The 15034-nt window shown below is 70.3% G+C and carries 11 protein-coding genes; 4 read left to right on the top strand and 7 right to left on the bottom strand.

Going from position 1 to position 15034, the window contains the following annotated elements:
* Positions 1–61: 61 nt before the first annotated feature.
* Genes V1227_RS28305 through V1227_RS28285 form a run of 5 tightly spaced genes read right to left on the bottom strand, consistent with a single transcriptional unit; the run spans position 62 to position 5146 of the window.
* Positions 62–925 carry a ribokinase gene (locus V1227_RS28305; protein WP_329788430.1) on the bottom strand — a complete coding sequence of 288 codons (864 nt, stop codon included), beginning with the start codon at positions 923–925 and terminating at the stop codon, positions 62–64.
* Positions 922–1842, bottom strand: coding sequence for a substrate-binding domain-containing protein (locus V1227_RS28300; protein WP_329788429.1), 921 nt, complete (start codon positions 1840–1842; stop codon positions 922–924). Before V1227_RS28300 ends, V1227_RS28305 begins: the two co-directional genes overlap by 4 nt.
* A gap of 30 nt (positions 1843–1872) precedes the next feature.
* A complete protein-coding gene (locus V1227_RS28295; protein WP_329788428.1) occupies positions 1873–2778 on the bottom strand; it encodes an ABC transporter permease in 906 nt (301 codons plus the stop codon).
* Positions 2775–4184, bottom strand: a complete 1410-nt coding sequence (locus V1227_RS28290; RefSeq protein ID WP_329788427.1) for a sugar ABC transporter ATP-binding protein — start codon at positions 4182–4184, stop codon at positions 2775–2777. Before V1227_RS28290 ends, V1227_RS28295 begins: the two co-directional genes overlap by 4 nt.
* Positions 4181–5146, bottom strand: a complete 966-nt coding sequence (locus V1227_RS28285; RefSeq protein WP_329788426.1) for a LacI family DNA-binding transcriptional regulator — start codon at positions 5144–5146, stop codon at positions 4181–4183. Before V1227_RS28285 ends, V1227_RS28290 begins: the two co-directional genes overlap by 4 nt.
* 102 nt (positions 5147–5248) lie before the next feature.
* Here V1227_RS28285 and V1227_RS28280 point away from each other — a divergent pair, with 102 nt between their 5' ends.
* Together V1227_RS28280 and V1227_RS28275 are read left to right on the top strand one after the other, a co-directional pair.
* Positions 5249–7276, top strand: coding sequence for a DUF2339 domain-containing protein (locus V1227_RS28280; protein WP_329788425.1), 2028 nt, complete (start codon positions 5249–5251; stop codon positions 7274–7276).
* Positions 7277–7397: 121 nt separating this feature from the next.
* Positions 7398–8477, top strand: a complete 1080-nt coding sequence (locus tag V1227_RS28275; protein WP_329788424.1) for a YncE family protein — start codon at positions 7398–7400, stop codon at positions 8475–8477.
* On the opposite strand, the gene V1227_RS28270 is transcribed toward V1227_RS28275, so the two are convergent.
* Positions 8408–10531, bottom strand: coding sequence for an MMPL family transporter (locus tag V1227_RS28270; protein ID WP_329788423.1), 2124 nt, complete (start codon positions 10529–10531; stop codon positions 8408–8410). The two genes, V1227_RS28275 and V1227_RS28270, sit on opposite strands and share 70 nt — an antisense overlap.
* Positions 10532–10644: 113 nt before the next feature.
* Here V1227_RS28270 and V1227_RS28265 point away from each other — a divergent pair, with 113 nt between their 5' ends.
* A complete protein-coding gene (locus tag V1227_RS28265) occupies positions 10645–11367 on the top strand; it encodes a TetR/AcrR family transcriptional regulator (protein WP_329788422.1) in 723 nt (240 codons plus the stop codon).
* 36 nt (positions 11368–11403) lie between these two features.
* Positions 11404–12141: a hypothetical protein gene (locus tag V1227_RS28260; RefSeq protein WP_329788421.1), complete on the top strand. Its 738-nt coding sequence runs from the start codon at positions 11404–11406 to the stop codon at positions 12139–12141.
* Between the two features lie 21 nt (positions 12142–12162).
* Here V1227_RS28260 and leuS read toward each other — a convergent pair whose 3' ends face one another.
* Positions 12163–14940 carry a leucine--tRNA ligase gene (gene leuS, locus V1227_RS28255; RefSeq protein WP_329788420.1) on the bottom strand — a complete coding sequence of 926 codons (2778 nt, stop codon included), beginning with the start codon at positions 14938–14940 and terminating at the stop codon, positions 12163–12165.
* Positions 14941–15034: the final 94 nt, after the last annotated feature.

Here is a 15034-nt window from a genome sequence, read left to right as displayed (position 1 = left end):
CCAGTGTGGCGAATCGAGCGCCAGGGCGCGGACCGGGCCGTTCGGAGCGGCACCGTGCGGTCTAACCGACCTCGGCGGCGGTCGGGTAGGACGGCTGCGCGCCCGCCTTCGTGACGGACAGCGCGGCGACCTTCGCGGCGTAGCGGGCGGCCTGCACGACGTCGTCGCCCTCGGCCAGCCGTGCGGACAGCGCCCCGGCGAACGCGTCACCGGCACCGGTCGTGTCGACGACCTCGGCGATCTCGATCGACGGCACCTCGACGACACCGTCCCGCGCCACCACGGCGGCGCCCCGCGAGCCGAGCGTGACGATCGCGAACGTAGGACCGAGCGCGAGCAGGCCGTTCCAGTCGGTGGCGAGCTGCGCGGCCTCGTGCTCGTTCACGATCAGCACGGTGAGCTGCTCCAGCGTCTCCGCGGGCAGGTCGGCGACCGGCGACAGGTTCAGCACGGTCCGGACGCCGGCGCGGGAAGCCACGCCGATCGCGTGGACCACCGTCTCCAGCGGCACCTCCAGCGAGCACGTCAGCACCCGCACGCCGCCGAGCGACAGGGCGTCCACATCGGACGGTGCCACGTCGGAGTTCGCGCCGGGGGAGACGACGATCGAGTTCTCACCGTCCGGCGTCACGGTGATGTACGCGATCCCGGTGGGGCGCGGGGAGGTCTTCACCAGCGCGGTGTCGACACCGGACGACTCCAGCGACTCGCGCAGCAGCGAGCCGTACCCGTCGTCGCCGAGAGCACCGACGAGCGCGACCCGGGCACCGACGCGAGCGGCCGCGACGGCGGTGTTCGCACCCTTGCCGCCGGGCAGCACGACGGTGTCGCCGCCGAGCACGGTCTCACCGCCGGCGGGCCGCCTGCCGACCTCGACCACGAGGTCGGCGTTGGCGGACCCGAGGACAAGCAGCGTGTTCGTCACTTGATGAACTCTGCCACGTTCTGCTTCGTGATGACCTTGACCTCGACGTCCACGACCTGCTGGACGGGCTCGTTCTTCGCGGCGCGCACGGCCTGCTCGACGGCCTTCGAACCGAGGAGCTCCGGCTGCTGGGCGATGGTCGCGGTGAGCGTGCCGTCCTGGACCGCCTTCAGGCCGTCCGGGGTGCCGTCGAAACCGACGACCATGACGTCCTTGCCGGCGCGGGCGCCCAGTGCCTTGATCGCGCCGAGCGCCATCTCGTCGTTCTCGGCGAAGATGCCCTTGATGCCGGGGTGGCCCTGCAGCAGGTTCGTGGTCTCGTTGAGGCCCTTGGCGCGGTCGAAGTCCGCGACGGCGGTGGCGACGACCTTGATGCTGCCGCTGTTCAGGCCCTGCTCGAAGCCCTGACCGCGGTCGCGCGACGCCGACGCGCCCGAGATGCCCTTGAGGTGCGCGACCTCGCCGGACGTGGCGCGGCCGAGCTCGATGGCCGCGAGGCTGCCGCCCGAGACGTTGTTCGAGGCGACCTCGGCGGCGACCTTGCCGCCCTCGACCGCGCGGTCGACCGAGATCAGCGGGATGTTCGCGGTCTCGGCGGCCTTGGCGGCGGGCGCGGCCTGCTTGGAGTCGACCGGGTTCAGGATGATCGCCTTGACGCCCTGGGTGACCAGCGTCTGCACCTGGTTGACCTGGTTCGTGGCGTCGTTCTGGGCGTCGACGACGGTCAGCTTGGCGCCGAGCTGGTCCGCCATCTCCTGCGCACCCCGCTGGAGCTCCACGAAGAACGGGTTGTTCAAAGTGGACACCGCGAGGCCGATGGTGATGTCGCTGCCTCCGGACGCCCCTGTTCCGCTGCAGCCGGTTGCCAGCAGAGCAGCGGCACCGAGCGTCAGCGCGATCCGTCGGGTCACCTTCATTGGTGTCTTCCTTACCTGTTGCGGGATTTCTCAGCGACGGCGAAGTGAGTCGAGCAGCGCGGCGAGAGCGATCACCGCGCCGATGACGACCTGCTGCCAGAACGGCGGCACCTGCAGCAGGTTGAGGCCGTTGCGCAGGACGGCGAGCACGAGTGCGCCGACCAACGTCCCGGTGGCGCGGCCGACGCCACCGGACAGCGACGCACCACCGATGACGACCGCGGCGATGGCGTCGAGCTCGTAGCCGACCGCTGCCTGCGGTCCGGCGGACCCGAGCCGCCCCGCGAGCACGAGGCCCGCGGCGGCGGCGAAGAGGCCGGAAAGGGCGTAGATCCAGAGCTTGGTGCGGCGCACGTCGATGCCGCTGAGCTTCGCGGCCTCCTCGTTGCCGCCGATCGCGTACATGCGGCGGCCGAGGTTCGTGCGCGTGAGGACCAGGCCGGTGATGCCGAAGAACGCCAGCATCAGCAGCAGCGGCAACGGCAGCATCGGCGCGAGGTTCGAGCCGAGGAACGTGACCACCTCGTCGGTCTCGTGCGGCTGGCCCTCGGAGAACACCAGCGTGAGACCGCGGGCGACGCTGAGCATGGCGAGCGTCGCGATGAACGGCGGCAGCTTGCCGTAGCTGATCAGCGCGCCGTTGACGAGACCGCAGAGCGCGCCGACGACCAGGCCGACGGGCCCCGCGGTGAGGGCGCCGACCATCGCGGCCAGCGCGGCGATGCTGCCCACCGACAGGTCGATGCCGCCCGCGACGACCACGAACGTCATGCCGAAGGCCATGATCGCGATGACCGCGGCCTGCACACCGACGTTGAGCAGGTTCTGCGCGTTGAGGAACGCCGGCTGCACGAGGGCGATGGCCAGGGCGAGGACGACGAGTCCTGCCAGGGCGCCGTTCTCGCTGGCGTACTTGCGGATGCTGATCGTGCTCACGCTGGGATCTCCTGCACGGCGAGTGCCATCACCTGGTCCTGGGTCGCGCCCTTCGGCAGCTCACCGGCCACCCGGCCGTGTGCCATCACGACGACGCGGTCGCTCATCCCGATCACCTCGGGCAGGTCGCTGGACACGAGCAGCACGGCCCGGCCCTGCGCGGTCATGCGGTTGATCAGTTCGTAGATCTCGACCTTCGCGCCGACGTCGACGCCGCGCGTGGGCTCGTCGAGGATCAGCACCTTCGGGTCGGCCAGCAGCCACTTGCCGATGACGACCTTCTGCTGGTTGCCGCCGGAGAGCTCCTTCACCGGCTGCTCCACGCGGCCCTTGATCCGGAGCTTGCCCGCGATGTCGTGCAGGCGCTTCGAATCGCGGTTGGCGAGCGTCACGAGCTCGAGGTTCTGGCCGACGGTCGCGGTGAGGACCAGGCCCTGGCCCTTGCGGTCCTCGGGGACGAGGCCGAGACCTGCCTTGATCGCGGCCTGGACGTCGTGGCGCGGCAACGGTTTCCCGTCGACCGCGACCGTGCCGCTGTCGTAGCCGTCCACGCCGAACGCCGCCCGCGCGACCTCCGTGCGTCCGGCACCGACCAGCCCGGCGATGCCGACGACCTCACCGGCGCGGACCTCGATGTCGACGTCCTGGAACACACCGCGCTTGGTCAGGCCGGAGATGCTGAGCAGGGGCTGGCCGGGACGTTGCCGGGCGCGCGGGTACTGCTCGTCGATCGGGCGGCCGACCATCAGCTCGATCATGTGCCGGGTGGTGGCGCGCGGGCCGAGGACGCCGACGGACCGGCCGTCGCGCAGGATCGTGATGCGGTCGGCGATGCGCTGGATCTCGTCCAGGTGGTGGGTGATGAAGACGAGGCCGACGCCGTTGTGGCGCAGCTGGGCCATGATCTCGAGCAACCGGTCGGTCTCGGTGTCGGTGAGGACCGCGGTCGGCTCGTCGAGGATCAGCACGCCGGCGTCCGCGTCGAGCGCACGGGCGATCTCGATCATCTGCTGCTGGGCGATGCCCAGGTCCTTGACCTTGGCGTTCGGGTCGACGCGCAGGCCGACGCGGTCGAGCAGCTCCGGCGCACGCCTGCGCATCCCGGCGCGGTCGACGAAGCCGAACCTGCGCGGAAGCCGGTTGAGGAACAGGTTCTCGGCGACGCTGAGCTCGGGCACCAGGGCCAGTTCCTGGTGGATGACGGCCAGGCTCGCGCGGCCCTCGATCGTGCCGGAGTCCTGGTCGTGGATGCCCGCGAGGACCTTGACCAGCGTGGACTTGCCCGCGCCGTTCTCACCGAGCAGGACGTGGACCTCGCCCGCGTTGATGTCGAGGTCGACGCCGTCGAGCGCCTTGGTGGCACCGAAGTGCTTGGTGATGCCGCGGGCGGTGATGAGGGTCTTCACAGCTCGGCCTCCCCGAGCGAGCCGCGCAGCACGAGCTTCGCGGTCAGGCGGACGTCGTCGGGCTGCCTGCCCTCGACCAGGGCGAGCAGGCTGCGCGCGGCGGCGCGGCCCATCTCGACGGTCGGCTGCGCGACGACCGTGATCGGCGGGTCGAGCAGCGGGAACCACGGCTGGTCGTCGAACACCGCGAACGCGATGTCGTGCGGGATCCGCAGGCCGCGGGCCCGCACCTCGCCGAGGGCGCCGAGCCCCATGAGGTTGTCCATCGCGACCAGCGCCGTGACGCCGTCGTCGATGAGCTTCGCGGCGGCCTGGCTGCCGCTCTCCTGCCGGAAGTCGCCGTGCACGACCTGCGCGAGACCGCCCAGCGAGCCCGTCAGCACGTCCGTGCGTTCTCTTCCGGTGGAGGTGTTCGGCGGACCCGCGATCACACCGATGCGGGTGTGGCCGGCGCCGACGAGCCGCCGGGCGAGCGCGGTCAACGCCTCGCTGCCGTCAGCGCGGACGACGGGGCATGTGGCGCCCCTGACCGTCCGGTCGAGCAGGACGAGCGGTACACCGCCTGCGCTCACTTCGCGGACCAGACTCGGGTCGTCGGTCGCGGGGCACAGCAGGAGGCCGTCCACCCGGCGGTCGAGCAGGGTGCGCACGTAGGTGGCCTCCTGCTCGGCGCTCTCGTCGGCGTTCCCGATCACGACGCAGTAGCCGTGCGACCGGGCTTCGTCCTCGACCGCCCGGGCGATCTCGGCGAAGAACGGGTTCAGCAGGTCGCTGATGACCAGACCGAGGGTTCGGGTGCTGGTGGTCCGCAGGGACCGCGCCAGGGCGTTCGGCCGGTAGCCGAGCTCCTCGATGGCGGCGAGCACGCGCTCACGGGTCTCGGGAGTCGGTGCGGCATGGCCGTTGAGCACGCGCGACACGGTGGCCGTGGAGACGCCGGCGTGCTGCGCAACGTCCTTCATGGTCGTCACGGAGCGGTAGTTAATCGATTACACACGTATCGAGTCAAGCGGATGAGTAGGTGTACGGATGTAACCGGGCGTGCTCTGCCTCACGCTGATCACATGGACGGACAGGATCGCCTCGGGTACGAGCAGCGCCTCGCACTGGAGCTCGCGGCCATCGGGCAGCGGCTGACGACGATCAGCTCGGAGATGCGCGAGCACTCCGCCTCGACCGCGACCGCGGTGGTCGAGGCACCTGGAGCGGCACGGCCGGGCGACGTGCCGCAGCCGCCGTCCACGACGGCTGCGGCCGCGCCCCCTCCGGCCGCTGTTCCGGCCCAGTCCGCCCCCGTGCCGCCGCCGACCGGTGGACCGCAGTCCGCCGGGGTGCCGCCGCAGCAGGGTGGCGCGCCGAGGCCCGCCGGGGTGCCGTCGCAGCCGAGCCCCTGGTCGCAGGCCGCGTCGGCCCAGCTGCCGCCGCCTCCCGGTGGCCAGTTCCCGCCGCCCGGCCAGGCGCAGTGGCCGCACCCGCAGCAGCAGCCGTGGCCCGCGCCGCCCCGCGAGACGCTGTTCGAGAAGCTCGGCAAGGACGGCGCCGGCGCGAAGCTGCTGGCCTGGGTCGGCGGTGCGATCACCGTGCTCGGCTTCGTCCTGCTGCTCGTCCTCGCGATCCAGCGCGGCTGGCTCGGCCCGGTGCCGCGCGTCGTCGGCGGTGCCGTGCTCAGCGGCGCGCTCGTCGGCATCGGCGTGTGGCTGAACCGCAACCCCGCCAACCGCACCGGCGCGATGGCGCTCGCCTTCACCGGTTTCGCGGGTCTCTACCTGGACGTGATCGCCGCTACGAGCCTCTACGGCTACCTGCCCGACGGCGCGGGCCTGGTCGTCGGCCTGGGTGTCGCCGCGGCGGGTGTCGTGCTCGCGCTGCGCTGGAACTCGCAAGCGCTCGCGGTCACCGTCGTCGCAGCGTGCGCCCTGTGCTCACCGATTTTGACCGAGGGCTTCCCGGTGCTGCTGGTCGCCTTCCTGCTGGTGCTGAAGCTGGCCAGCACGCCCGTGCAGATCCAGCGCAACTGGCCGGGTCTCGCGATCGCCGGCGGCTTCCCCCCGATCACCGCCTCGCTGCTCGCCACCGCGAACGCCATCCCGCGCTCCTACGAGTGGACCGTGGTCGGCGCCGCGGCGGCCACGACCGTCGTCGGCGTCCTGGTCGCGCTCCTCACGATCCGCAAGCGCCCGGACGACGTGGTCGCGATCGCGCTCGTCGCCGGTTCGCCGCTGGCCGCGATGTTCGCGGCGACCCTGCTGGAGGCGCCGGTCGACTCGGTGCTGGTCGGCGCCGTCGCCGCGGTGCTGCTGGCGATCTGGATGGTCCCGGACCTGCCGCGCGCGTTCACGACGGCGGCCGGTGCGACGGGCATGCTCGCGTTGTTCCAGACCACGGTGATCGCGCTCGACGGCAACGTCCGCACGGCGATCGTGCTGGCCGAGGCGGTGCTGCTGGCGTTCCTCGCGGCGCGGCTCGACAGGAAGTTCGCGCTGGTCGGGTCGATCGCGTTCGGCTTCGTCGGGTTCCTCATGACGATCGTGCAGGCCGTGCCGCTCACGTGGCTGGTCGAGGAGCCCCGCTTCTTCAACACCGTCGAGCAGGGCGACTACGCGGCCGGCCTGCTCACCGCGCTGGTGCTCGGCGTGTTCGCGGCCGCCGTGCCGTGGGCCGCGCTGAAGATGCAGGTGCTGCGCGAGCCGGCGCGCCACCCGTTCCCGTGGGTCCTCGCCGGGCTGGTGCTGCTCTACGGCGCGGCGGGTGCGGTGCTCTGCGCGGCGCTGCTCGTGTCGCCGGACGAGACGGGCTTCCTGTTCGGGCACTCGGTGGTCACGGTGTCGTGGACGATCGCCGCACTGTTCCTGCTGGTCAAGGGCATCAACAACAAGGCGCTGCGGATCTCCGGCCTCATCCTCGTCGCCGCCGCGGTCGTGAAGCTGGTGCTGTTCGACCTCTCCGCGCTCGACGGGATCGCCCGCGTGCTGGCGTTCCTCGGCGCCGGTCTGGTCCTGCTCACCGCCGGCGCCCGTTACGCCAAACTGGTGGCTTCGGCGAGCAATCCCGGATCATATGAATCCAAACCAGTGGGTCCGCACTCTTACTGAGTGACGACCGTGGCCCGCTCCGCCGTCGCGGGCCACGGTCGTACTACGTCCAGGGATAGATCCCCCTCGACCGAGTGACCCAAGTGGATCGAAAGCACCCGGAAGTGCTCCCATCGGCCGTATGGCAAAGCCACGCCTCGTGGCCGCGGTTCTAGCGCTCTCAGCGGCCTTCGCGGCGATGGGTGTCCACCAAGGGCACGAGTACACGACCACTTCCTCCGCATCGGTGGCACCGCTTGCGTACGTGGTGGGCAGGACCGGTCTCGTGCAGGTCGTCGACACCCGCAGCGGTGCCGTTCTGGCGCAGGCCGACACGCGGGGCCGCGCGACGGGTCTCGCCGTGTCGCCCGACGGACGACGCCTCTACGTGGTCAACGGCTGGACCGGGGCGATCACCGCGGTCGACCCGTTGACCGGACTGGTCCTCGACCGGCTCTTCGCCCAGGTCCAGCTCTCGCACGCGGTGATGCGCCCGGACGGCGGGCGGCTGTACGTCTCGGGCAGCGGCGGTGTCGCGGTGGTGGACCCGGCGGACTTCCGGCTGGTCGCCGTGATCAAGGTGGGCGGGCAGCCGCAGGGCCTCGCCGCCCACCCGGACAACAAGGTCCTCTACGTCGCGAACTCGCAGGACGGCACGGTCGGCGTGGTCGACACCGCGACGGCGTCCCAGACGGCCGTGGTGCGGGTCGGCGGGCTGCCGCAGCACCTCGCGCTCTCCCCGGACGGCAGGCGCCTCTACGTGAGCAGCCTGCACCTCGGCGGCTCCACGCCCGGCACGCTGTCGGTGATCGACACGACCACGAACCGGGTCGTCGGCTCGGCGGCCGTCGGCAGGGGAGCGGGCAGCATCGCCGTCACCCCGGACGGCGCCACGGTGTACCTCACGCTGCCGAAGGAGCGCTCGGTCCTGGTGGTCGACGCGGCGAGCACGACCGTGCGCGAACGTTTGCCCATCGACGCGCCGAGCGTCGCCATCGCACCGGGTGACGCGCGGGTCTTCCTCGCGACCGGCACGACGGCGACGGTGCTGGACAGCACGAACGCGGTCCTGGCGACCTACCTGATGAGGCCGCGGGAGCTGGAGGCGAGGCCGCGCCGGTTCGACGCGGCCCTGGTCGCCTTCCCGCCCGCTCAGCCGACGGCGACGGGCTTGCGCACCTCGTCGTCGAGGCCGTCGTCCCGGTCCACCGGCTCGTCGTGAAGCGCGAGGCGTTCCTGGATCCGCTTGAGCGGGCCGGGTGACCACCACGCGGCGTTGCCCAGCAGCTTGAGCACGGCCGGCACGAGCAGCATCCGGACGACGGTGGCGTCGAGCGCCAGCGCGAGGATCATGCCGACGCCGACGAACCGCATCATCGCGACCTGCGAGAACGCGAACGCGCCGGTCACCACGATCAGCAGCAGCGCGGCCGAGGTGATCACGCGGCCGGTCTTGGCGAGGCCGGTGGTCACCGCCTCCTCGGTCGTCGCGCCCTGGCTGCGGGCCTCGACCATCCGGGAGAGCAGGAAGACCTCGTAGTCCGTCGACAGACCGAACACGATGGCCGCCATCAGCACGACGATGCCGGACTCGAGCGGCCCCGGCGTGACGCCGAGCAGGTCGGCGCCGTGGCCGTCCTGGAACACCCAGACCAGCACGCCGAAGGTCGCCGACAGCGACAACGCGCTCATGACCACGGCCTTGACCGGCAGCACGACCGAGCCGAACGCCAGGAACATCAAGATCAGCGTCGCGCCGACCAGCAGTGCGATCATCAGCGGCAGGCCGTCCGCGATGGCGTCGAGCGAGTCGCTGACCGTGGCGGTGTTGCCGCCGACCAGCACCTCGGCGCCGGCGGGCGGTTCCAGTGCCCGGACGTCCTTCAGCGCCTGCTTGGACTGCTCGCTCAGCGCGTCGCTCTCCAGCCCGGCGGACGCGGCCGTGACGCCCTTGTCCGAACCGGTCGGCTGGACGTCGCCGATGCCGGGGACGTCGGCCACCTTGCCGAGGAAGCCCTGCACCGCGGCCTGGTCGCCACCCTTGACGACGATCTTGAAGCCGGTGGCGGACAGCGCCGAGAAGTTCTGGTTGATGTTCTCGGTGGCCACGCGCACGGCGTTGCCCTCGGGCAGGACCTTCTCGGTGACCTGGCCGAACTGCACGTTCAGGAACGGCGAGCCGAGCGCGACGAGCACACCGATGATCGGCAGGGCGATCAGCACGGGACGCTTCATGACCGCGCCGCTGAGCTTGCGCCAGCCGCGTTCGCTCGGCTCCTTCTTGCGCCACGGCATGGCGAGCTTGTCGACCCGCTTGCCGAGGACACCCAGCAGCGCGGGCAGCAGCGTGATCGAGACCAGTGCCGCGATCGCGACCGAGGCCACACCGCCGTACGCGAGGGACTTCAGGAAGCCGTGCGGGAAGAGCAGCAGCCCGGCCAGTGCGATGACCAGCAGCGTCGCGCTGAACACGACGGTGCGGCCGGCGGACGCGACCGTGCGGCCCACCGCCTGTTCGGTCGTGCGGCCCTGGGCGAGCTCCTCGCGGAACCGGCCGACCATGAACAGGCCGTAGTCGATCGCCATGCCCAGGCCGAGCAGCGACGCGACGTTGACCGCGAACGAGTTGACCTCGGCGAACAGCGCGATGCCGTGCAGCACGCCGAGCGCGCCCATGATCGCGAGACCACCGACGACGACCGGCAGGCTGGCCGCGACCAGACCGCCGAAGATGACCACGAGCAGGAGCAGGACCAGCGGCAGCGAGAACATCTCCGCGCGCGTCAGGTCCTCCTGCGACATGTCGTTGATGGCCTTCTGGGTGGGCACGAGCCCACCGACCTGCTGGGTGAAGCCGTCGATCGGGAGCTGCTTCTCGACGTCCTCGAACTGCTTGATCTGCTCGTTCGAGTCGCCGCTGCTCAGCGTGATGGCGACCAGCGCCTGCCGCTTGTCGTCCGACGGCACCGGCCCGACGGTCTTGAGGACGTCGTCCTTCGGGAAACCGCTGATGTGGTCGGCGATCTCCTCGAGCTCGAGCGGGTTCGCGAAATCGCCGCGATAAATGACGATCACATCACCGTTCTGCCGCCCGAACGCCTCCTCGGCTACCTTGTCGGCCCGCGCCGCCTCACTGGAAGGAGCCTCGTACCCACCCTGGCTGAGCTTGTCGAACACGCCGATGCCCCACACACCGCCGACGACCGCGAGCAGCACGGTCGCGATCAACACCACCCACCGGCGGCGATATGCGGTAGCGCCCCACTTCGCGAACATCGACGACGGCCTCCTGGGTTACCGTTCTGCGAATCCCGAGAACTCTTGTAAACACCGTTCACCGAAAACCGTACGGGGCCGTGGACAGGGTCTACAACCCGATGGAGTGACATATGACCGAGGCCACTCGCCGAGAACGACTCCGCGCTGAGACCGAGCGTGAGATTCGGCAGGCGGCCCGCGCCCTATTGGTGGAGAGCGGCCGCGATGCGGTTACCCTGCGTGCGATCGCACGCAAACTCGGCATCACCGCACCCGCGCTCTACCGCTACTACGACTCGCACGACGCACTGCTGCGTCAGCTCTGCGACGACATCTGCGCCGACATGGCCGCGGCCCTCCACACGGACCTGGCAGCGGAGACGTCAGGGCAGGTCGGGTGCAAGGTGAGAACCGTCTGCCACGCCTTCCGCCGCTGGGCACTGGTCCACCCGCAGGAGTTCGCGCTGGTCTTCGCCTCCCCGCGCGACCCGCTGGGCGCCGACCAGTTCGGCTCGGTGTTCCTGCAGCTCGCCGGACCGCTGATCGCCTCCAACCAGACGGCGGACCACGCGGAGGAGGAGGTGCCCGCGGTGCTGCACGAGGACCTGGTGAGGTTCCAGCAGGTGCTGCGGGACGCGGTGGCCGAGCACGGCGTGACGCTGACCGACGAGGTCCTGAACCTGGGCAAGATCTACCACGTCGTGCAGTCGTGGGTGCGGCTCTACGGGCACGTGGCGCTGGAGGTGTTCGGGCGGTTCCCGTTCGCGGTGAGCAACCCGGAGCCGATGTTCGACAGCATGCTCGACCAGATGTTGACGGACATAGGGTTCGAGGAGGATTCAGCGGTGCGCTGATGTAGCGCCGGCCGGGCGTTCGGCGACATACGACCCGTGGTCGACGCCAACAACTCCGCGGTTCCCGCCGAACTGCCCGCCGCTCCCGGAGGACCGGTCTCGTCGGGTGGTCCCGGCCAGGCAGTCCTCGACCTGCTGGACAAGGCCATCGGACTGCAGGCACCGCTGGTGCGCAAGAACATCGCCCGCGCACGCCAGCGCAACCCGGAGGCCACCCCGGCGGAGGTCATCGGCACGCTGGAGAAGATGTACGTCAGTGCTCTGACCAGCTCGGGCGCCGCGGTCGGGGGAGCTGCGGCCGCGCCCGGCGTCGGCACCGGGATCTCGCTGGCGCTGTCAGCGGGTGAGGCGCTCTCCTCGCTCGAACTGAGCGCCCTGTACGTTCTCTCGCTCGCCGAGATCCACGGGGTCCCGCTCGACGAGGTCGAACGCCGCCGGACTCTCGTGCTGGGGATCCTGCTCGGCGAGTCGAGCTCCAAGACCATCGGCAAGGTCGCCGAGCGCACCGGTCAGCACTGGGCCCGCCAGCTGGTCAGCGCGGTTCCCGCGAAGACGTTGAAGCAGATCAACAAGGTCCTGGGCAGGAACTTCATCACCAAGTACGGCACCAAGCAGGGGATCGTCGTGCTCGGCAGGGCGGTCCCGTTCGGCATCGGCGCGCTGATCGGCGGCGCCGCCAACGCCACCATGGCCGCTCTCGCCGTCAAAACCGCCCGGCGCGCGTTCGGCCCGGCTCCCGAGGCGTGGCCCGAGGTGGGGCCGGCGCAGCCGTAGCCGCGCCGGCCTCTCCCGGGGCTACAGAACGATGTTCACCAGGCGGCCGGGGACGACGATGACCTTGCGCGGTTCACCACCGGCGACCAGCTCGGCGATCTTGTCCTCGGCCAGTGCGGCGGCCTTGATCTCGTCCTGCGACGCGGACGCCGACACGACGACCCGCGAGCGGACCTTGCCGTTGACCTGGATCGGGTACTCGACGGTGTCCTCGACCAGGTACTGCTCGTCGGCGGCGGGGAACGGGCCGTGGGCCAGCGTGCCCTCGTTGCCCAGCTTCGCCCACAGCTCCTCGGCCACGTGCGGGGCCTGCGGGGCCAGCATCAGGACCAGGGGCTCGGCCAGCGCGCGGGGCGTGCCGCCGGGGTAGTGCTTGGTGACGTAGTTGTTCAGCTCGATCAGCTTCGCGCCCGCCGTGTTGTAGCGCAGGTTCGCGTAGTCGTCGTGCACGCCGGCGATCGTCTTGTGCAGCAGGCGCAGCGCTTCGACCGAGGGCTCCTCGGAGGTCACGCGCAGGGAGCCGTCGGTCTCGTCGACCAGGTTGCGCCACAGGCGCTGCAGGAAGCGCTGCGCGCCGACGACGTCCTTGGTGGCCCACGGGCGTGACACGTCCATGGGGCCCATGGACATCTCGTAGAACCGGAAGGTGTCGGCGCCGTACCGCTCGCACATCTCGTCGGGCGTGACGACGTTCTTCAGGCTCTTGCCCATCTTCCCGTACTCACGGCGGACTTCCTCGCCGTTGTAGAAGTACTTGCCGTCCTCCTCGACGACCTCGTCCGCCGGGACGTAGACGCCGCGCGGGTCGACGTAGGCGTACGCCTGGATGTAGCCCTGGTTGAACAGGCGGCGGTACGGCTCGTCGCCGGTCAGGTGGCCCAGGTCGAACAGGACCTTCTGCCAGAAGCGCGAGTACAGCAGGTGCAGGACGGCGTGCTCGACGCCGCCGATGTACAGGTCGACGCCGCCGGGGTCGGTCGGGCCGTGCTCGGCCGTGCGCGGGCCCAGCCAGTACTTCTCGTTCTCCGGGTCGACGAACCGCTCGGTCTCGACCGGGTCGACGTAGCGCAGCTGGTACCAGCACGAACCCGCCCAGTTCGGCATGGTGTTCGTGTCGCGGCGGTAGGTCTTCGGGCCGTCGCCCAGGTCCAGCTCGACCGTGGTCCAGTCCGCGGCGCGCGACAGCGGCGGCGACGGCTCGGTGTCCGCGTCCTCCGGGTCGAAGGTGCGCGGCGAGTAGTCGTCGACGTCGGGCAGCTCGATCGGCAGCATCGACTCGGGCAGCGCGATCGCGGTGCCGTCCTCGTCGTAGACGACCGGGAACGGCTCGCCCCAGTAGCGCTGGCGGCTGAACAGCCAGTCGCGCAGCTTGAACTGGACGGTGCCGTGGCCGTGGCCGTTCTCCTCCAGCCACCCGATGATCGTCTTCTTGGCGTCGTCGATCGCCATGCCGTCCAGGAACCCGCTGTTGATGGCGGGGCCGTCACCGGTGTACGCCTCGCCCTCGAAGCCCTCGGACGGCTGCACGGTGCGGATGATCGGCAGGTCGAACTTCTTCGCGAAGTCCCAGTCGCGCTGGTCCTGGCCGGGGACGGCCATGATCGCGCCGGTGCCGTAGCCCATCAGCACGTAGTCGGCGATGTAGACGGGGATTTCCTTGCCGTTCACCGGGTTCGTGGCGTACGCCCCGATGAAGACGCCGGTCTTCTCCTTGTTCTCCTGCCGGTCCAGTTCGGACTTCAGGGACGCTGCGCGCCGGTACGCGGCGATGTCTGCCACGCGATCGGGCGCCGCAATCTGGTCGACCAGTTCGTGTTCCGGTGCCAGGACCATGTAGGTCGCGCCGAACAGCGTGTCCGGCCGGGTCGTGAAGACCTCAATGTTCTCGCTTCCCACCGCAAATCGGACTCGGGCACCGTGCGAGCGCCCGATCCAGTTGCGCTGCATGGCTTTGACCTTGTCGGGCCAGTCCAGCCGGTCCAGGTCGTCGATCAGCCGGTCCGAGTACGCGGTGATGCGCATCATCCACTGGCGCAGGTTTTTCCTGAACACGGGGAAGTTGCCACGTTCACTGCGACCGTCCGCGGTGACCTCTTCGTTCGCCAGCACAGTACCGAGTCCGGGACACCAGTTGACGGGCGCCTCCGACATGTAGGCCAGGCGGAAATCGCCCAAGATCCTTTGCTGGTCGGCAAAAGACAGCTCAGACCACGTGTGGCCGCCCGGAACGTCCCGCTCGCCAGACTCGAACTGCGAGATCAGCTCGGCGATCGGACGCGCGCGCTTCAGGTCGGCGTCGTACCAGGAGTTGAAGATCTGCAGGAAGATCCACTGGGTCCACTTGTAGTACTCGGGGTCGATCGTCGAGATGCGGCGGCGCTCGTCGTGGCCCAGCCCCAGCCTGCGGATCTGGCGCAGGTAGGTGTTGATGTTGTCTTCGGTGGTCTTGCGCGGGTGCTGGCCGGTCTGCACCGCGTACTGCTCGGCGGGCAGGCCGAACGCGTCGAAACCCATGGTGTGCAGCACGTTGCGGCCGTTCATGCGGTGGTACCGCGCGAACACGTCCGTGCCGATGAAGCCCAGCGGGTGGCCGACGTGCAGGCCGGCGCCGCTCGGGTACGGGAACATGTCCTGCACGAACAGCTTGTCCGCGGGCACGTCACCCCGGAGCGCCCCGACGGGGTTGGGCGCGTGGTAGGTGCCGTGGTCCTCCCAGTACTGCTGCCACCGCTGCTCGATCTGGTTCGCCAGCTCGGCGGTGTAGCGGAAGGCGGGGATCTCCGCCGCGTCCGTGCTCATCTCAACGTCCCTCTCACATCGATCCTGCCCCTGACATGACGAAACCCCCCAGCCCAGACGGGCATGGAGGGTGGCCGCGCCGACCGTCTTCCGA

This window comes from Lentzea sp. DG1S-22 (genome assembly GCF_036321065.1).
In the GTDB taxonomy this organism is placed as follows: Bacteria; Actinomycetota; Actinomycetes; order Mycobacteriales; family Pseudonocardiaceae; genus Lentzea; species Lentzea jiangxiensis.
Note: the sequence above shows the minus strand (reverse complement) of the source record. Positions and strands in the feature narration are given on the sequence as shown.

What these genes read in the sequence shown, in the direction of transcription:
- V1227_RS28300 (WP_329788429.1), bottom strand. Translation starts at nt 1,842, where the DNA reads ATGAAGGTGACCCGACGGATCGCGCTGACGCTCGGTGCCGCTGCTCTG.
- V1227_RS28285 (WP_329788426.1), bottom strand. Translation starts at nt 5,146, where the DNA reads ATGAAGGACGTTGCGCAGCACGCCGGCGTCTCCACGGCCACCGTGTCG.
- V1227_RS28280 (WP_329788425.1), top strand. Translation starts at nt 5,249, where the DNA reads ATGGACGGACAGGATCGCCTCGGGTACGAGCAGCGCCTCGCACTGGAG.
- V1227_RS28275 (WP_329788424.1), top strand. Translation starts at nt 7,398, where the DNA reads ATGGCAAAGCCACGCCTCGTGGCCGCGGTTCTAGCGCTCTCAGCGGCC.
- V1227_RS28270 (WP_329788423.1), bottom strand. Translation starts at nt 10,531, where the DNA reads ATGTTCGCGAAGTGGGGCGCTACCGCATATCGCCGCCGGTGGGTGGTG.
- V1227_RS28265 (WP_329788422.1), top strand. Translation starts at nt 10,645, where the DNA reads ATGACCGAGGCCACTCGCCGAGAACGACTCCGCGCTGAGACCGAGCGT.
- leuS (WP_329788420.1), bottom strand. Translation starts at nt 14,940, where the DNA reads ATGAGCACGGACGCGGCGGAGATCCCCGCCTTCCGCTACACCGCCGAG.